A 16,426-nucleotide genomic window follows, 5' to 3' on the forward strand; every position below is an offset into this window, starting at 1 on the left:
CCCGTAGCGTCGCGCACAGCGTCTGCGCAAGAAACGTACGGGCGGGGAAGGGACACCTGAACGTCCCGCGGGCCACTGAGCGGGGCACTTCTGTGGTGTCGAAACGTCCCCCTCACGTCCACTACCGTGAACCCATGAGCGTTCGGTTGCGAACCGCAATGCGGCGCGCCCAACTCGATCCCGCCGCGCTCGCGGCGGCTGTCGGCGTGGACGTCAAGACCGTCAACCGTTGGCTCACCGGCCGGCTTCCTCATCAGCGGACCCGACTTGCAGTGGCTGAGATGCTCGGCGAAACGGAAGCCGAAATCTGGCCGCAAGCCCGTCCCGATCTCGCGCCCGGATCGGAGTCGACCGCCGAAGTCGTGGGTGCCTACGCGCACCGCGCAGACATTCCTCAGCACCTTTGGACTGCCTTGCTCACGGGTGCCACCGAAAGGATTGACCTCTGGGGTACGCCTACCCGTTCATCCTGGAGCTTCTGCCCTACACCATGACGCGTCTCGCCGAGAAGGCCGCCTCCGGCGCGCGGATCCGGTTGGCTTTCGCCGACCCGGATTGTGCGCATGTCGCCGAACGCGACGCTCTCGAGCAGATCGGCGGCACCCTTCCGGGGCGCATCCGGAACGCCCTCAACTTCTGTGAGCCATTGCGCGAGGAACGCGGAGTGGAGATCGGGCTGCACACCGTTCACCTGTACAACTCGGTGTTTCGCTTCGACCAGCAGATGATCGTCACGCCGCATCTCTTCCGAGCACGTGGGTATCAGCACCCTGCCTTGCATCTGCGGGATCTCTCTCCGCACGGCATTTTTGCTTCATTCGCGGACCAGTTCGAGCAGGTCTGGCAGACCACGACGCCGTACGAGCGAGGCGACTTCCGGTGACCGGCCGCCGTGACTACTACCATGACCCCGACGCGCCCGCGGCGAACAGTCTGGTCCCGGGCGGTTCGGCGCTCGTGGTCGACGGGGACGGCCGTGTGTTGATGCAGCGCCGCGCGGATTCCGGCAACTGGGCGCTGCCGGGCGGCACCATGGACATCGGCGAGACACTCGGCGAGTGCATCGTTCGGGAGGTCCGGGAAGAGACCGGGCTGGCGATCACCGTCATCGGGCTGCTCGGGATCTACACCGACCCCGGGCATGTCATCGCGTACGCCGACGGCGAGGTGCGGCAGGAGTTCAACGTGACGTACCTGGGCCGCGTGGTCGGCGGCAGTGTTGCCGTGAGTGACGAGTCCACGGATGTCCGATTCGTCGATCCTGCAGAGTTCGACGACATGCCGATCCATGAGAGTGTTCGACTACGGCTGCGCCACTACGCGGAGCGCCGGACGAGCCCTTACCTGGGGTGATCGGACGCTAGCCGGTGTAGAGGGCGAGAACCTGGTCGGCCACGCAGGCCGGGCGGCTCTCGCCCTCGATCTCCGCTGTCGTGCGGGCCACGATCCGGGCTCCGGAGGGCATGCGGCGCGACTGGAGCAGAGTGACCACGCCCCGGAGGCGGGAGCCTGCCCGGACCGGTGCCTTGAACCGGACCTTGTCGAAGCCGCCGTTGGCCACGTAGCTCACGCCGTCGACCTGGACGACCTCGGTCAGGAAGGTCATGCACAGCGAGAGCGTCAGCGCGCCGTGCGCGATCGTCCCGCCGAACGGGCCCTCCCGCGCGGCGCGTTCCGGGTCGACGTGGATCCATTGGTGGTCGCCGGTGACCTCGGCGAACGAGTCGATGCGGGCCTGGTCGACCGGATGCCAGCCGCTGGTGCCCAGGACGTCCCGGCTGAGCAGGTCGTCGAGGCCGGTGAAGCGGGTCACGGCCGGGGCCGGTTCCGCCAGAGCCACCAGAGGCCGATGAAGGGCAGGACGAGCGGCACGTAGCCGTAGCCGCTGCCATAGCGGGACCAGACCGTGTCGTCGGGGAAGGCGACCGCGTCGGCGATGCTCAGGGTGCCCACGATCAGCACTCCGAGGAGCTCGATCGAGCAGCTCCCCAGGGCGATGAGCCGGCCTCGGGCGCCGCCGCGGGCGAGGCCCACCGTGGCGGCGAGGTAGACCAGGCCGGCGAAGGCCGACAGCAGGTACGCGAGCGGCGCCTCGGAGAAGTGGGTCGTGATCTGGACGAGGGCGCGGGCGCTCGCCGAGAGGGCGAAGATGCCGTACACGAGGAGCAGGACGCGGCCCAGGCCGGAGCCGATGGCGGCGTCGCGGGGGCGGGCCGGGGCGGGGGTGGGCTGATCAGCCACCGGTCACCTCCGCGATCTGCTGCAGGCGCAGCACCAGGACCGGCAGCACCAGGCAGGCGACGCCGAGGATGAGGGTGCCCCAGCGGGTCGGTTCCAGGCGGGCCAGGTAGACCGCCGTGGGGGCGAAGGCGATCGTGGTGATCAGGTAGCCGACGAAGGTGGTCCACTCGCTGGGGCGGTCGCCGATGAAGAGGCCGACGACCGCGACGACGACGAGGACCGCTACCAGGGCGCCGAGGCCGAGCATGGCCCACAGGTCGGCGTTGCTCGGGGCGCGGTCGAGGGCCGTGCGGACCAGGTACCAGACCCCCAGCGCGAGGGCCAGCACGATCACGGCGATCGAGAGCGGGCCGTTCATCACCGGCACAGCGTACTGATCAGTCCGGGCGTGTTAGCTTTCGGCCGGGTGATCTGCGGCGGAAGGCGGCTCGGCGATGCGGTTCGGACTCTTCGGTACGGGGCCCTGGGCTCACCAGGCGCACGCTCCGGCGCTGGCGGCGCATGACGACGTCGAGTTCGTCGGTGTGTGGGGCCGCAGTGCGGACAAGGCGGGTGCGCTCGCCGAGGAGTACGGCGCCAAGGCGTACGCGGAGGTCGACGCGTTGATCGCCGACGTGGATGCGATCGCCGTGGCGTTGCCGCCCGGCGTGCAGTCGGAGATCGCGCTGAAGGCGGCCCGGGCGGGCAAGCATCTGCTGCTCGACAAGCCGGTGGCGTTCACACCGGCGGCGGCCGACGAGATCGTGGCCGCGGCGGCGGAGAAGGAGGTCGCGAGCGTCGTCTTCTTCACCCGGCGGTTCATGCCGCAGATCCAGGAGTTCGTCGACCGGGCTCGGGCCACCGGCGGCTGGCTGGAGGCACGCATCGAGCACCTGGGCTCGATCTTCCAGCCGGGGAACCCGTTCGGGGAGTCGGCGTGGCGCAAGGAGAGCGGCGGGCTGTGGGACGTGGGGCCGCACGCGATCGCCCTGGTGCTGCCGGTGCTCGGGCCCGTCGGTGAGGTGACCGCGTTGGCCGGCGCCCGGGACATGACCCACATCCTCATGCGGCACACCGGCGGCGCGATCAGCTCGATGACCCTCTCGGTCGACGCGCCGGCCAAGATCGAGCGGGAGGACGCCGCCCTGTTCGGGGAGTCCGGCGTCGCCACCGTGCCGCCGGTGCCGTGGTTGCCGGTGGAGGCGTTCGGGCGGGCGATCGACGCGCTGATCGGCGCCGCGAAGGGCGGTTCGGCGTCGCCGCTGGACGTCCGGTTCGGCGCCGAGGTCGTGCGGATCCTGGCCGCGGCGGCCGAGTCGATCAGCGAGGGACGCACCGTCAGACTCGGCTGACGCCGGCCTGCGACGAAGATCACACCGTTAGCCGATCGGGATGCTGATCGGTCCCTTTGGGGTGCTTATGTGAGAGTTCTTCGTGCCGATGGAGGTGAACCTGAGATCACGCATCGTTTCCTCGTCGAGGCTCGCCCTTGACATGATCGGTGACGCTCCTCGGGTCCATGCCACAGCGGTCACGAGGGGACGTCCATGGTCTCGGCAGCGCACGCCGTCACCCGCTCGGCCGTCCTCCGGCCGCCCGGGTTCCGGACCTGCCGATGAACCGGCGAACCCTGCTCCGGACCGCCCTCGCCGGCGCGGCCGGCGTCGCCGCCGGGGTCGCCGGGACGCGGGAGCTGCCGTCGTGGTTCGGCTGGGACCAGCCACCGGTACGCGGCGGGTACGCGGCCGCCGCCGACGACCTCACCGCGATCAAGCACGCCGACGTGGCGATCCGCTACCGGGTCGAGACCACCGAGCCGGTGGTGGCCTTCACGTTCGACGACGGCCCGGCCCCGCAGTGGACGCCGATGGTGCTCGACGCGCTGGAGGCCGCGGGCGTGCCGGCGACCTTCTTCATGGTCGGGCAGAACCTCGCCGACCACGCCGACCTCGTCCGCGGCCGGCTGGCCCGGCACGAGGTGGGCAACCACTCGTGGTCGCACGCCGACCTGGCGACGCTCGACCTGCAGGACGTCTGCGACGAGCTCGACCGCACGCACGAGGCGATCAAGCAGTACACCGGGCGTACCGCCACGCTGATGCGGCCGCCGTTCGGGCACCTGGGCGGGTCGACCGCGCTCGCCGCGGCCCGCGCCGGCTACGACATCGTGCTGTGGTCCGAGGAGATGCACGAGATCAGGTACAAGAACGACCCGGCCGCGCAGGCCCGCTTCATCGTCGACGCCGTCAAGCCGGGGGACATCATCCTGGCTCACGACGCGGGCGACGACCGCCGCCTCGTCACCGTGCACGGCCTCGCCGCCATGTTCGACGGGCTGCGGCGCCGCGGCTTCCGCTTCGTGACGGTCTCCGAGCTTATCGCGGTCGGGGCGGGCGGCCGGTCGGCCGCCACGCCCCTCTGAGGCGCCGCGCTAGCGGCAGCGCCACAGCAGCGGCTGGTTCTGCACGTCGTCGCCGATGACGTATCCCGCCGCGATTAGCCCGTCGTCGCTGAAGCTGCTCACCAGGTAGTTGGGATTCTCGGCCGCCTTCGGGTACTGCGGCAGCACCGTCGCCACGCCGCCCTCGCTCGTGATGACCGGAAGCGATGCGGTTCCCAGCACCCAGCCGTTCGCTGCGACCTTCTCGGCCCGGCCCGAGTCGTCGGGCAGCCGCTCGTACCGGCCGGTGGCGATGCGGTAGCGGAACGTCTTGAAGGAGCGGCTGCCCGCACTGTCGATGACGCTGCTGCCCACGACCCAGCCGTCCCGGATGGCTGCCGGCCAGAACATGTCGGCCTTCGTCCCGTCGACGTCGGGCAACGGCATCTTCCGGGAGCTGCCGTCGGCGAACCAGAGGTAGCCCGTACCCTCCTTGCCCTTCGCCTCCACGGTGCCCAGGACGGTGCCGGTCTCGTCGATGTCGATCGCGGCGCCCGCCTGGGTGCCTGCCGGGACCGGGAGCTGCTGGGGCTGGGCTGTACGCGACGTCCAGCGTGCGGGCATACCCTCCAGAGCCGGACCCAGGCTGCCGACGATCACGCCTCGCTCGTTGATCGCGGACGCGGCGCCCTCTCCGCCCTTGAGCTGCGTCGCCTTGCCGTCGGCGTACACGTAGGGCCGGCTCTCCGGGACGAAGCTGGAGCCGACCGCCACGCCGTGCGAGTTGATGTCCGCCAGCTCCTGGTCGCTGCCGCCGATCTCCACCGTGGCGGCGAGCTTGCCGTCGCGCCACACCACCAGCGGATAGGACATGTCGCCGCGGGTCGGATAGGTCCGGCCCACGTGCCAGCGCCCGCTCGGGTCGCCGCCGGTCACCAGGGCCTTCTTGACGCCGTCGGTGGGCAGCCGGGTGACGCGGCAGTCCCGTGGCCGGGCCGGTGGCGCGGCGGCCGTGACCGACGGCGCCGGGGTGGCGACCGTGCGCGGGGCGGGTGCCGGGCGGTCGAGGGCGGCCACCGCCAGCGTGCCGCCCGCCGCGGTGGTGGCGGTCAGCGCCACGATCGCCGTTGCGCTCGCCCACCAGCGCGTACGGCGTCGGCGGCGGCCCTCGGCCATGGCCCGGGCCACGTCCATCCGGGCCGGGCCGGTGGGTTCCCCCGCGAGCGGGCGCAGGAGGGCGACGGCGTACCGCTCGTCGTCGGTGTGCTCGTTCACGATGAGCTGCCAATCTCGAGGGGGTGGCCGAGGAGGCGGCGCAGGGCCGCGAGTCCGCGCGCGGTCTGGCTCTTCACCGTGCCCTCGCTGCATCCGAGTGCCCGGGCGACGTCCGCCACCGGCTGGTCGCAGAGGAACCGCAGCACCAGGACGGCCTGCTGCCGGGGCGGCACCTTGGACAGGGCGGCGCGCAGGACCGTGCGCTCCTCGACGTCCGCGTGCGCCGCGCTCGGTGGTGCCTGCCGGTCCGGTGGGGCGCCGAGCCGGACCTTCCACCAGCCACGGCGCTTCTCGTCGAGGAAGGTGCGGACCAGCATCGAGTGCACGTACCCGTCGAGGTTGTCGACCCGGCTGATCCGCGGCCACCTCGCGTAGAGCTTGGTGATGGTCTCCTGCACCAGGTCATCGGCCTCGTGCGTGTCGCCGCAGAGCAGATAGGCGGTACGCCGCAGCGCCGCCGCCCGCCCGTGGACGTACGCCACGTACTGCGTGTCCGATCCGTCAGTCATCCTCAGCTCTCCGTCCGCCCGTCCCCCAGTAGACGGCGATTCGCGGGGAACGGTTGTATGGACCCATCCGCGTAGCCGCCCGCGCCGAATCGGCGTTGAACGCGCGGGACGACGGAGAGGCGGAACCGATGACCGAGCACGGCGCTGCCCGGCGGCCGGACCACCTCTCGGCGGTCCCGCCGCCGCCCACGGACGTCGGCGACCTGTTACGCGCGACCGCCCGCGGTGACGAGACGGCCTTCGGGCGACTCTACGACCTGGTCGCCCCGCGCGTGTACGGCCTGATCCGGCGGGTGCTGCGCGATCCGGCCCAGGCCGAGGAGGTCGCCCAGGAGGTGCTGGTCGAGGTGTGGCGTACGGCCGCGCGCTTCGACGCGTCCCGCGGTTCCGCCACGGCGTGGGTGTTCACCATCGCGCACCGCCGCGCGGTCGACCGGGTCCGGGCCGAGCAGGCCGCCGCCGACCGCACCATGAAGGTCGGGGTCGCGTCCGTCGACACCCCGTACGACGAGGTCGTGGACGAGGTGTCCGGCCGGCTCGAGCGTCAGCAGGTGCGGCGCTGCATGGACGACCTCACCGAGCTGCAGCGCCAGGCCGTGACGCTCGCGTACTACCAGGGCCACTCGTACCGCGAGGTGGCCGACCTGCTCGGCACGCCGCTGCCCACGGTCAAGACCCGGATGCGCGACGGCCTGATCCGCCTGCGCGACTGCCTGGGCGTGGAGGTGACCGCATGAGCTCGACGGATGTGCATGCACTGGTCGGCGCCTACGCGCTGGACGCGCTCGACGACCTGGAGCGGGCGGCCTTCGAACGGCACATGGCCGACTGCGCCGCCTGCCGCACCGAGGCCGCCGAGCTGCGGGAGACGGCGGCCCGGATGGCGGACAGCACGTGGTCGGTGCCGCCGCCGCGGCTGCGTACCGAGGTGATGGCGGCGATCGGCCGCACCCGGCAGGTGTCGCCGGCCGAGCCCGGCGCGCCGCAGGGCCCGGCGCGGCCGGCGCGGTGGCGCCGGTATTCGCTGGCCGCCGCGGCGGCCCTCGTCCTGGCCGCCGGCACGGGCGCGACCGTCTATGCCGTCCAGGATCAGCGGGTACGGGACGAGCGCGCGATCGTCGCGGCGGCGCAACGGTACGAGGCTCGCGTGCAGGACATCCTCTCGGCGCCCGACGTGGTCGTCCGAACCTCACCGATGCGCGGTGGCGGCAAGGTGACCGTCGCGTCGTCGGCGTCCCGCAACGCCGGTGTGGTGCTGCTGGGCGCGGACCGTCCCCCGGCGCCCGATCAGGCTTTCCAGCTGTGGACCGTCCGGGGCACCACGCCGACCAGTGCGGGCGTCCTGGCCGCGGGAGAGGGTTCGGCGGTGCACATCGTCGACGGTCTGCCGGGGAACAGCGGTTTGGGCGTGACGTTGGAGCCGGCCGGTGGCTCGGCCACGCCGACGCAGCCGTTGGTCGCGCAAGTTCCGTTGGTGTGAGACCCATCCGGCGGGCAAACAGGTGCGAATCAGTAGTAGGGAACGAACTACTACTGAGGGGTACGAAATGCGCACCACGCAGCTCACCGCCGTCGCCGCGGCCATCCTGTTCACCGGTTCGCTGGCAGCCTGCGGCGGCGACTCCACCTCGGACGATGCGCCCGCGGCGGCCGCACCGATGGCCACCTCCGCGGCGCCCATGACGTCGTCGCCGGCCATGGACACCATGACCAACTTCGGCGCCGGCTGTTCCGCGGTGCCGACCGACTCGTCGAACCCCGGCAGCTTCGCCGCCATGGCGCAGGTGCCGGTCGCGACGGCCGCCTCCGGCAACCCGGTGCTGTCCACCCTGGTCGGCGCCGTCAAGAAGGCCGGCCTGGTGGACTCGCTCAACACCGCCCCGGCGATCACCGTGTTCGCGCCGGCCGACTCCGCGTTCGACAAGATCCCGTCGGCGCAGCTCAAGAAGGTGCTGGCCGACAAGAAGACCCTGACCAGCATCCTGACCTACCACGTGGTGCCGGAGAAGCTCGCCCCGGCCGACCTCGCCGGCTCGCACAAGACGCTCGAGGGTGACGAGATCACGGTCACCGGCAGCGGCATGGACTTCAAGGTCGGCGAGGCCTCGGTGGTCTGCGGCAACGTGCAGACCGCGAACGCGACGGTCTACATCATCGACTCCGTCCTGATGCCGAAGAGCTGAGCCGTGCTCAGGCGTACCGGACGGCCGGCGCTGACCGGCGTCCTCTCCGCCGCCCTCGGGGTGGCTGCCGCGGAACTGCTCGCGGCGGCCACCCGGCCGGCGGCCGGACCCCTGGTCGCGGTCGGTGGGGCGGTGATCGACGCGACGCCCACCGGGGTCAAGGAGCTCGCGGTCCGGACGCTCGGCACCGCCGACAAGCCGGTGCTCCTGGGCGGCATCGTTTTCGTCCTCGCCGCCTTCACCGCCGCGGTGGGCGTCCTGACCGTCCGCCGCCGCTGGGTGGCGTTCGCCGGGGCCGCGGTCTTCGGCCTGGCCGGGGCGGCCGCCGCCCTGTCCCGGCCGGCCTCCATGAGCTACGACGCGGTGCCGTCGCTGCTGGGCGCGGCGATCGCGGGCGGCACGCTCTGGACCTGGTCCCGATCCCGGCCGGCCTCGGCGGACCGGCGCGCTTTCCTGCGGATCGCCCTGATGGTCACCGGCGGCGCGATCCTGGCGGGCGGTGCGGCGAAAACCGTCGAAAGGGTACGCGGAGGAGCCGTCGCGAAGTCCCGTGCGCGGATCGACCTCCCGCCACCGGCCGACCCGGCGAAGCCACTGCCCACCGGGGTGGCACCCGGCTTCTATTCCGACGATTTGTACCGGGTCGACACCGCGCTGAGCCTGCCGAGGGTGGACGTGGGCACCTGGTCGCTACGGGTCCACGGCATGGTCCGCCGCGAGACGGTCCTGTCCTTCGAGGACCTGCTCGAGCGGCCGCTGATCGAGCGCGACATCACCCTCAACTGCGTGTCGAACGAGGTCGGCGGCCCGTACGTCGGCACGGTCCGGTGGCTGGGCGTACCGCTGGCGCCGTTGCTCGCGGAGCTGGGCGTCGACCCGGCGGCGGACCAGCTGGTGGCGCGCTCGGTGGAAGGCATGACCATCGGCACGCCGGTCGCCACGATCCTCGACGGCCGCGACGCGATGCTCTGCGTCGGCATGAACGGCGAGCCGCTCCCGATCGAGCACGGTTTCCCGGTGCGCATGCTCACGCCCGGTCTGTACGGCTATGCCGGTGCCTGCAAGTGGGTGGCCGAGCTGGAGCTGACCACGTTCGCCGACTTCGACGCGTACTGGGTTCGGCGTGGCTGGGCGGCCCGCGGCCCGGTCAAGACCGCCTCACGGATCGACAAGCCGCGGCCCTTCGCCCGCGTGCCGGCGGGGAAGGCGACCGTCGCCGGGGTGGCCTGGGCGCAGGGACGAGGCATCCGCACCGTCGAGGTACGCGTCGACGACCGGCCCTGGCAGAAGGCGGAGCTGCTGCCCGTGACGTCCTCGGACACCTGGGTGCAGTGGCGCTACGAGTGGGCGGCCACGCCGGGGGCGCACACGCTGGCCGTACGCGCCACCGACGGCACCGGCGAGGTGCAGAGCGAGGACCGGGCCACGCCCTTCCCCAGCGGCGCCACCGGCTGGCACACCATCACCGCGACGGTGGAGTGAGGACGGCTCAGGGCACCGTACGCTCGATCGCCGCGGCGCCGTCGCGTTCGAGCTCTCGCCGAGCCCGCTCGATGTTCTCCGGCGTCGGATCCCACCCCTTGGCCACGGCGAGGTCGACCGGTTCCCACGGCTGGTCGGCGCCGGTGCGGATCGCCGGCTCCTGACCCGGCTCCAGGAACTGCGGGTTCTCGGAGTCCGGCCCGCCGCCCGTGACGAACGCGTCCACGGCGACGTCGTCCTCGATGGCCTCGGCGACCTCCGGTGTCTCCTCGAGCGGTGTCCGGTTCTGCTCGGTCATAGCTCCTCCACGGTGGCGGGCTGCCGGAACGTTCCCCTCCCGGCATACCCCCTCCGCGCCCGGTGGAAAACTGGCTATCGATGCATCGGACGGCCCAGCGAGCGTGATTCGGACAACCGCCGCGCGCATCGGATGGACGGTGTGTAGCGGGACGAATACATTTCTGCGGTGTCATGTGTGGGCGCGTTCCGGCGGGGATCGCGCGCACCGTGGCGAGGGGAACGTGAAATGAGCGAATGCTGGCACGTCCGGCAGTGGCCGGATCTGATCGCCCAGGACCGGACGAGGTGAGCGGGCTCCCCGACGCCGAGCGGGACGCCGATGAGGTGGTCCGCCTGCTGGCGGTCCTCGCCGCCCGGCTGCGCGCCCGCGACCTGGACCTCGGCGACGACCAGGAGCTGATCGCCCTGCTGGCCGAGGACGGCGGTGCGGCGGCGAGCCGGGTCCTCGCGTATCTGCGCGCGTTGCAGGGCTCCGGAGACGGCGTGGCCACCGCGGTGCCGCCCCGGCTGGGCCCGTGGCGTGACTGGGTGCCGCCACGCGGCAACGTCTTCGGCGCTCCGGCGGGACCGGTGCCCCGGGTCGAGGAGTTCCCGCGCCCACGCCGGCGCCGCGACCCCGGCGAATAGGGGTCAGTGCCGGCCGCGCAGCGTCTCCGAGGGTGCGACACCGAAGCGCGCCCGGTACGCCGAGGCGAACCTGCCCAGATGAGCGAAGCCCCACCGGTGGGCGACGGCCGCCACCGTCGTGCGAGACGGGTCCTCGCGCCGCAGCGCCTCGTGCGCCCGTGCCAGGCGGACCTGCAGCAGGTACGTCATCGGGGCGCACCCCACGTACCGCCGGAAGCCCTCCTGTAGCGACCGCACGCTGACGCCGGCGACCTGAGCGAGGTCCGCGACGCTGAACGGGCGCTCCGGCTCGTCCTGCATCACGTCGATGGCCCGTTGCACGGCGCGCGGCGGCCCGGCGGCCGCCGGAGCGGTCAGCTCGGCGGTGTACCGGTGCGGAACGCTCAGCAGCAGCCCACTGAGGACGCTGCGGCGCATCTGCTCGGCGATGAGCGGCTGCCGGAGCAGGCTCGCCGGCTGGCCGATCTCGCCGCGCAGCATCAGGACGAGCGTCTTCCAGCTGCGCGCGGGCCCGCAGCTCAGGTCGACGAGGGGCGGCAGGTCGATGGGGCCGCTGACCGCGCGCCCGAGCAGCGTCGCCAGCTCCGCCTCCAGCGCCGGCCGCTCGATGCGTACGTCGAGCTCGGCCGAGCCGGCCGTGTGCAGGCTGTAGACCGGCTTGCCGGGGCCGTACACCACGGCCGTCCCGGGCTTGGCGGTGAGCTCTTGGCCGGCGTGCCGCGCGTGCACCCGGCCGGTCGTCGGGATGGTCACGTGGTACGCGTCCAGCTCGGTGGCGACGAGCGTCACCGGGGCGCCGAAACCCAGGTGGCCGACGGTCAGCGGTCCGAGTTGGATCACATCGGCGCGGAACTCGAACCCCTCGGCGCCCTCCGGTGCACCGACTGCCAGCGGATAGTAGAAGCGGGTCACCAGCGACCGCGTGTCGTCGAGGTCGACACTGCAGAAACTCGCCGTGGCGCGGGTTGCGGACGAGGCCGTGACCGTCCTGAAGTGAGCGTCACTCATCTCGTACGGCACTCCTGCGCATACGGTGAGTATTCGGACCGGGTAGGGACTCGTCAATGTCCGCCGCGAGCCGGTGACCGATCCAGCACATTCCGGCCATATGAACTACTCTGGCGTTCCGCGCCTACCTGGCGTAACTTGCAGACCAGCGGATTGTTGTCGTGGACGCGGACGTCCGACCGGGCCGGGGTGAGGTACCGGGTTGCACGGGCTGGTTCCAGAAGCGTCCCGCAGAACGTTCGGCGTCGCCCGCACGACGCCAGGAAGAGGGCAGCCGTGTATCTGCCGATCACCACTCGCCAGTTGGCCGACGGCACGGTCGAGATCGCCCCGAGCGGCGAGATCGACCTCGACAACGCCCACGTCATGCGGGACGCCGTGAACGACGTCCTGACCTCGCAGACGCCGGGCCGGATAGACCTCGACCTCCAACGGGTGATGTTGATCGACAGTATCGGCATCGGCATCCTGGTCGCCTGCTTCCACGCCGCGGCCGCCTCCGGGGTCAAGCTCGTGGTGAGCCACCCCAGCCCCACCGTCTACCGCCAGCTCTGGATCTCCGGGCTGGTCGGGCTGCTCGGCTGCGCCGAGCCCCCCACCCCGCGGACGTCCGTCGGCCTTCGCCCCAGCTGAACCGCCGCAGGTCGCCGCGCGGACGGGAACGCACCCGCTGGATTTGCCGGTCCAGCGGCCTGCGGAGACCGGTCCGGTCGGCGATCTCCCGGTCGGCGAGAATCGGCGGATGCCGGTTCTGCGCTCCATCGCCTTGTTCCTGCTCGCCGCCCTCGCCGAGATCGGCGGGGCGTGGCTGGTCTGGCAGGGCGTGCGGGAGCACCGCGGCCTTCTCCTCGCCGGTGCCGGCGTACTGGCCCTCGGCGCTTACGGGTTCGTGGCCACGCTGCAGCCGGACCCCAACTTCGGCCGGATCCTGGCCGCGTACGGCGGGGTGTTCGTCGCCGGGTCGCTCGGCTGGGGGATGGTGGTCGACGGCTTCCGGCCGGACCGCTGGGACCTGATCGGCGCGGCCCTGTGCCTGCTCGGCGTCGGCGTGATCATGTATGCCCCGCGGGCAGCGTGATCCTCGCGGTGGACGGGCGTTGAAGAGTCATGTGGCGGCGCGTGACGGTCGGAATCCTGCTCCTGTACGCCGCGGCGGTCGTCGCCATCACGATCTTCCCGATCCGGGTGCATCCGGCGTCGTACTGGGCCGGGGAGCCGTTCATGACGATGGTGCACTGGATCCCCGGCGACGTGGACGGGCCGAGCTTCACGCTGAACGTCATCATGTTCATCCCGTTCGGCGTGCTGCTGCCGCTGCTCCGGCCGGCCGCGGACGGGCTGCGAGCGATCGGCCTGCGCGCCCTGGCGGCCAGCGCGGCGATCGAGTCGGTGCAGCTGGTGCTCGGGCTCACCCTCGGCAGCCGGCGCACCATCGACGTCAACGACCTGATCGCCAACACCGCCGGGGCGCTGGCCGGGCTGCTCATCCTGCGACTGGCGGTGCCGTCGGCCGCTCACCGCGCAGGTGCCTGTGCAGGAAGTCCGCGGTCACCTGAGCGGCCCGAGTGACGATCGGCTCCACGTCGTAGAAGTCGATGTGCTCGCGGGCGTCCAGCCAGTGGATCTCCTTCTCGCCAGGGGCGGCGGCGAACATCGCCTCGGCCAGGTCGGGCGAGCAGTAGTCATCCTTGCGTCCGTGCACGATGAGCAGCGGCGTCTCGGTCAGCAGCGGCGCGGCGCCCAGCGCGTCGAAGGTCATGAGGGCGTGCAGCGAGCCCTTGGTGACCCGGTTCTCCCAGCGGTCGGCGTACCCCCGCGCGGTGCCGTAATAGGCAAATGGCTCGTCACCACCCATAGCGGCGGGGCCGTTCCCGGGTGCCACGGCCGGAAGGAACTCGTCGTACGCGTCGATGAAGCTCCGGAGCGCGCCCCGGTAGGCGACGGGGTCCCGGGCGAACCAGGCGGGGCTGTTGTACGCGCCCGCGATGCCGGCCACTGCGCGTACCCGGGGATCTGACGCTGCCGCGCGCATCGCATAGCCGGCGCCGAGGCACACGCCCACCACCGCCACCCGGTCGCGGTCGAGCAGGCGCACGGCGGCGCGCAGGTCGGAGAGCTTGCCCTGGCTGTCCTCATGCGAGCGCCGACCGTCGCTGGCGCCGAAACCGCGGTGGTCGAAAGCCAGGGTGGTGAAGCCGCGCCGTGCCAGCTCCTCGGCGTAGCGGCCCACGACCTGCTCCTTCACGCCGCTGAACGGGCCCGTCAGCACCACCGCCCCGGGGCCGTCGCCGCGCAGGGTCCCGGCCAGCGTCAGGCCGTCGGCGGTGAAGGTCACTTCTTCGGTACGGATCTCAGTCACACCCCGACGCTAGGCTGCACCGCAAAGCGCTGCCCAGAGGGCACTTCCGGGTGCCCATCGTCGGACGGGGGTCAAGGTGGCACTGGTCGTCCCGGACGTGCTGGAAGAGAGCTGCGTGACGCGGCAGGCGCTGGAGCGGCTCGCCGCGAAGTGGCGGGTTCTGCTGATCTACGCGCTGCTGGACGGGCCGCACCGCCCGGCCGCCCTGCGCCGGCGGCTGCCGGGGATAACCCAGAAGGTGCTGACGTCCTCGCTGCGCGACATGGAAGCGGACGGCCTCATCTCCCGGCAGGTGCTCAAACAGGCACCACCGCAGCACGTCGAGTACGAGCTGACGCCGCTGGGCCGGACGCTGGAGGAACCGCTCGCCGCGATCTGCCGCTGGGCCCTGGACGCCGGCTCAGATCAGTAGGTCCGGCTCCACCTGGTGGATCTTGACCGGCATGCCGTCGGGCGTCTCCACGTGCAGGCGGGTGCCGAGGTCCGGGTCCACGGCCAGCCGGACGACGGTGACGCCCCGGTCGCGCAGCATCTTCTCGAGGCGCTCGAGCGGCATGGTGGCGGAGAAGTTGAGCTCCACGGTGCTCTCGCCGCGAGCGGGGTCCGGCGGACGGGTGACCAGCCCGATCTGGGCGGTGCCGACCTGCATGAGGACCCACTCGCCGTCCCGCTCGCCGTGGATCAGCTCGCCGCCGAGCCGCTCGTAGAAGGTCACGGCGTCGGCCATCTCGGCGACGTGGACCATCGGCTGCAGCTGGAGGCCGGGGAGTAGCGGGCGCGGAGAGGGTACTCGCGCGACGCCGCGCTTCGGCAGGTCAGTGCGGGGCGTGGGGACCGGTTGGGCCGCGTCGGAGTCGTGCGGTCGGGAGGTGGTCGCGGTCTGCGACTCGGGTCGGGCAGCGCCCGGACGGTTGGGCGCGGTTTCCCTGGCGTCCGCGGTTTCCCTGGCGTCAGCGGGTTTCCCGGCGTTCGCGGCTTCGGAAGACGAGATCCCGGCATCCCCGCGAGAGATCTGAGCTTCGGGGGTGGCCTCTGCGGCTTGCGGCTGCGGCGTGTCGGTGGTGACGTCGGCGGTGTCGTCCGGGTCCTGGCCGGTGAGGAAGGGCGGGGGGATCGGGCGCGGGTCGGCGGGACTCTGTGCCGGGCCGGCCGAGATGGGGCGGCGCGGGCCCGGGGTGGCGGCCGTGGGGGCGGTGCGGGGAGCCGGGGGCACGGCGGGGTGCCGGCCCCGGTGGTTCGCCGTCTTGCCACCGGCGGTCACCGGTCGTTCCTTGGCCATGGCGGACTCCTGTCGGGCAACTGTCGGCGCCGGCGGAAATGCCGCCACCGACAGGCTCAACGACCCGTACCGCTCATCGATTCATTTCCCGCCGGACCGGCCGAGGCCCGGATCCGACGAACGACCAGGAGTCCCCCGATTCCGGGCACCCCGGCCAGCAGCCGCGTCCGGCCGTCCCGGGACTCCCGCAGCGTGGCTCCCAGGACCACCAGGTACGCGCACCCGTGCACCGGCCCGAGCAGCGACGCGACGGCCGCCCAGTGCACGGTGGCGAGGTTCGCCAGCAGCAGGATCAGCGAGACGAGCTCCACCCGGGCGGCGATGCGCAGCGGCATCTCTCACGCCCCCGTCGTCGAGCCGGGCCGGACGATCATCAGCACCACGACCACCGCCCACAGCAGGTTGAAGATCCCGGTGACCATGCCGAGCCGCCCGGGCGTGGTCGCGGCCGGGGCGGTCAGGGTCGCGGCCTGGGCGGGCAGGATCGCGAAGACGAGCACCGCCGCGGCGAGCGCGGTGAGGACCATCGCGACGACCAACCAGGCCTCGGTCAGCACGCCGAGGCTGCTCGCAGTCGCGAGGCCGAAGACGGGTACGAGGATGCCGAGGCCTGCGTACACCCGGCAGATCCGGTGCAGGGTGCGCAGCACCGCGACGCCGCGTCCGCCGGGATCGTCGGCGCCGAGGCGCCGGGTCGCTGGGGGGAACATGCCGGCGGCGACGGTCACCGGGCCGACGGCCACGATCGCGGCCAGGACGTGCAGGGACAGGAGCAGTTTTGTCACGGTTCCCGACCGTAGGGAG

23 protein-coding genes and 1 pseudogene are annotated in these 16,426 nt (G+C 72.1%); 13 read left to right on the forward strand and 11 right to left on the reverse strand.

Going from position 1 to position 16,426, the window contains the following annotated elements:
- The first annotated feature begins 158 nt into the window (after positions 1-158).
- Both AB0J80_RS30115 and AB0J80_RS30120 read left to right on the forward strand, forming a co-directional pair.
- Positions 159-883 (forward strand): annotated as a pseudogene (locus AB0J80_RS30115) (XRE family transcriptional regulator).
- On the forward strand, positions 880-1,353 hold the full coding sequence (locus tag AB0J80_RS30120) for an NUDIX domain-containing protein (protein WP_364711546.1): 474 nt from the start codon (positions 880-882) through the stop codon (positions 1,351-1,353). Before AB0J80_RS30115 ends, AB0J80_RS30120 begins: the two are co-directional and overlap by 4 nt.
- 7 nt (positions 1,354-1,360) lie before the next feature.
- Here the strand turns inward: AB0J80_RS30120 and AB0J80_RS30125 are convergent, their stop codons facing one another.
- Genes AB0J80_RS30125 through AB0J80_RS30135 form a run of 3 tightly spaced genes read right to left on the reverse strand, consistent with a single transcriptional unit; the run spans position 1,361 to position 2,599 of the window.
- The gene (locus AB0J80_RS30125) at positions 1,361-1,840 is read right to left on the reverse strand and encodes a MaoC family dehydratase (RefSeq protein ID WP_364711548.1); all 480 of its coding nucleotides are present in this window, start codon (positions 1,838-1,840) and stop codon (positions 1,361-1,363) included.
- Entirely contained in the window at positions 1,810-2,241 is a 432-nt protein-coding gene (locus AB0J80_RS30130) for a hypothetical protein (protein WP_364711549.1), read from the reverse strand. Before AB0J80_RS30130 ends, AB0J80_RS30125 begins: the two co-directional genes overlap by 31 nt.
- The gene (locus AB0J80_RS30135) at positions 2,234-2,599 is read right to left on the reverse strand and encodes a hypothetical protein (protein ID WP_364711743.1); all 366 of its coding nucleotides are present in this window, start codon (positions 2,597-2,599) and stop codon (positions 2,234-2,236) included. Before AB0J80_RS30135 ends, AB0J80_RS30130 begins: the two co-directional genes overlap by 8 nt.
- A 76-nt stretch (positions 2,600-2,675) precedes the next feature.
- Here AB0J80_RS30135 and AB0J80_RS30140 point away from each other — a divergent pair, with 76 nt between their 5' ends.
- Complete coding sequence (locus tag AB0J80_RS30140) at positions 2,676-3,572, forward strand: Gfo/Idh/MocA family oxidoreductase (protein WP_364711552.1); 897 nt, start codon at positions 2,676-2,678, stop codon at positions 3,570-3,572.
- 263 nt (positions 3,573-3,835) lie between these two features.
- Positions 3,836-4,642: a polysaccharide deacetylase family protein gene (locus AB0J80_RS30145; RefSeq protein ID WP_364711553.1), complete on the forward strand. Its 807-nt coding sequence runs from the start codon at positions 3,836-3,838 to the stop codon at positions 4,640-4,642.
- Between the two features lie 9 nt (positions 4,643-4,651).
- Here AB0J80_RS30145 and AB0J80_RS30150 read toward each other — a convergent pair whose 3' ends face one another.
- The gene (locus AB0J80_RS30150) at positions 4,652-5,875 is read right to left on the reverse strand and encodes a hypothetical protein (protein ID WP_364711554.1); all 1,224 of its coding nucleotides are present in this window, start codon (positions 5,873-5,875) and stop codon (positions 4,652-4,654) included.
- Positions 5,872-6,384, reverse strand: a complete 513-nt coding sequence (locus AB0J80_RS30155) for a SigE family RNA polymerase sigma factor (RefSeq protein ID WP_364711556.1) — start codon at positions 6,382-6,384, stop codon at positions 5,872-5,874. The genes AB0J80_RS30150 and AB0J80_RS30155 overlap by 4 nt, the downstream gene beginning before the upstream one ends.
- Positions 6,385-6,512: 128 nt before the next feature.
- Here AB0J80_RS30155 and sigK point away from each other — a divergent pair, with 128 nt between their 5' ends.
- From sigK to AB0J80_RS30175, 4 genes are all read left to right on the forward strand, one after another.
- Complete coding sequence (sigK, locus tag AB0J80_RS30160) at positions 6,513-7,121, forward strand: ECF RNA polymerase sigma factor SigK (protein WP_364711559.1); 609 nt, start codon at positions 6,513-6,515, stop codon at positions 7,119-7,121.
- A complete protein-coding gene (locus tag AB0J80_RS30165; protein ID WP_364711562.1) occupies positions 7,118-7,864 on the forward strand; it encodes an anti-sigma factor in 747 nt (248 codons plus the stop codon). The genes sigK and AB0J80_RS30165 overlap by 4 nt, the downstream gene beginning before the upstream one ends.
- A 67-nt stretch (positions 7,865-7,931) precedes the next feature.
- Complete coding sequence (locus tag AB0J80_RS30170) at positions 7,932-8,567, forward strand: fasciclin domain-containing protein (protein ID WP_364711564.1); 636 nt, start codon at positions 7,932-7,934, stop codon at positions 8,565-8,567.
- A gap of 3 nt (positions 8,568-8,570) precedes the next feature.
- Positions 8,571-10,049 (forward strand): molybdopterin-dependent oxidoreductase, encoded by a 1,479-nt coding sequence (locus AB0J80_RS30175; RefSeq protein ID WP_364711567.1) that lies wholly within the window; start codon positions 8,571-8,573, stop codon positions 10,047-10,049.
- A 7-nt stretch (positions 10,050-10,056) separates the two neighbouring features.
- On the opposite strand, the gene AB0J80_RS30180 is transcribed toward AB0J80_RS30175, so the two are convergent.
- A complete protein-coding gene (locus tag AB0J80_RS30180) occupies positions 10,057-10,347 on the reverse strand; it encodes a hypothetical protein (protein ID WP_364711570.1) in 291 nt (96 codons plus the stop codon).
- Between the two features lie 287 nt (positions 10,348-10,634).
- Here AB0J80_RS30180 and AB0J80_RS30185 point away from each other — a divergent pair, with 287 nt between their 5' ends.
- Positions 10,635-10,976 (forward strand): hypothetical protein, encoded by a 342-nt coding sequence (locus tag AB0J80_RS30185; protein ID WP_364711572.1) that lies wholly within the window; start codon positions 10,635-10,637, stop codon positions 10,974-10,976.
- A gap of 3 nt (positions 10,977-10,979) precedes the next feature.
- Here AB0J80_RS30185 and AB0J80_RS30190 read toward each other — a convergent pair whose 3' ends face one another.
- Positions 10,980-11,984 carry an AraC family transcriptional regulator gene (locus AB0J80_RS30190; protein WP_364711575.1) on the reverse strand — a complete coding sequence of 335 codons (1,005 nt, stop codon included), beginning with the start codon at positions 11,982-11,984 and terminating at the stop codon, positions 10,980-10,982.
- 276 nt (positions 11,985-12,260) lie between these two features.
- Here AB0J80_RS30190 and AB0J80_RS30195 point away from each other — a divergent pair, with 276 nt between their 5' ends.
- The 3 genes from AB0J80_RS30195 to AB0J80_RS30205 all read left to right on the forward strand — a co-directional run bounded on the left by AB0J80_RS30195 (position 12,261) and on the right by AB0J80_RS30205 (position 13,553).
- A complete protein-coding gene (locus tag AB0J80_RS30195) occupies positions 12,261-12,617 on the forward strand; it encodes an STAS domain-containing protein (protein WP_364711578.1) in 357 nt (118 codons plus the stop codon).
- Between the two features lie 109 nt (positions 12,618-12,726).
- On the forward strand, positions 12,727-13,062 hold the full coding sequence (locus AB0J80_RS30200) for a YnfA family protein (protein ID WP_364711581.1): 336 nt from the start codon (positions 12,727-12,729) through the stop codon (positions 13,060-13,062).
- Between the two features lie 41 nt (positions 13,063-13,103).
- Positions 13,104-13,553, forward strand: coding sequence for a VanZ family protein (locus AB0J80_RS30205; protein ID WP_364711583.1), 450 nt, complete (start codon positions 13,104-13,106; stop codon positions 13,551-13,553).
- Here the strand turns inward: AB0J80_RS30205 and AB0J80_RS30210 are convergent.
- On the reverse strand, positions 13,468-14,343 hold the full coding sequence (locus AB0J80_RS30210; protein WP_364711584.1) for an alpha/beta hydrolase: 876 nt from the start codon (positions 14,341-14,343) through the stop codon (positions 13,468-13,470). The genes AB0J80_RS30205 and AB0J80_RS30210 overlap by 86 nt on opposite strands.
- Before the next feature lie 76 nt (positions 14,344-14,419).
- Here AB0J80_RS30210 and AB0J80_RS30215 point away from each other — a divergent pair, with 76 nt between their 5' ends.
- A complete protein-coding gene (locus AB0J80_RS30215; RefSeq protein WP_364711587.1) occupies positions 14,420-14,755 on the forward strand; it encodes a helix-turn-helix domain-containing protein in 336 nt (111 codons plus the stop codon).
- Here AB0J80_RS30215 and AB0J80_RS30220 read toward each other — a convergent pair.
- Genes AB0J80_RS30220 through AB0J80_RS30230 form a run of 3 tightly spaced genes read right to left on the reverse strand, consistent with a single transcriptional unit; the run spans position 14,744 to position 16,407 of the window.
- Complete coding sequence (locus tag AB0J80_RS30220) at positions 14,744-15,622, reverse strand: hypothetical protein (RefSeq protein WP_364711589.1); 879 nt, start codon at positions 15,620-15,622, stop codon at positions 14,744-14,746. The genes AB0J80_RS30215 and AB0J80_RS30220 overlap by 12 nt on opposite strands.
- 56 nt (positions 15,623-15,678) lie before the next feature.
- On the reverse strand, positions 15,679-15,957 hold the full coding sequence (locus AB0J80_RS30225; RefSeq protein ID WP_364711592.1) for a DUF3817 domain-containing protein: 279 nt from the start codon (positions 15,955-15,957) through the stop codon (positions 15,679-15,681).
- 3 nt (positions 15,958-15,960) lie between these two features.
- Positions 15,961-16,407, reverse strand: coding sequence for a hypothetical protein (locus tag AB0J80_RS30230; protein WP_364711594.1), 447 nt, complete (start codon positions 16,405-16,407; stop codon positions 15,961-15,963).
- Positions 16,408-16,426 lie beyond the last annotated feature (19 nt).

It is taken from the genome of Actinoplanes sp. NPDC049548, assembly GCF_040676695.1.
Classification (GTDB): Bacteria; Actinomycetota; Actinomycetes; order Mycobacteriales; family Micromonosporaceae; genus Actinoplanes.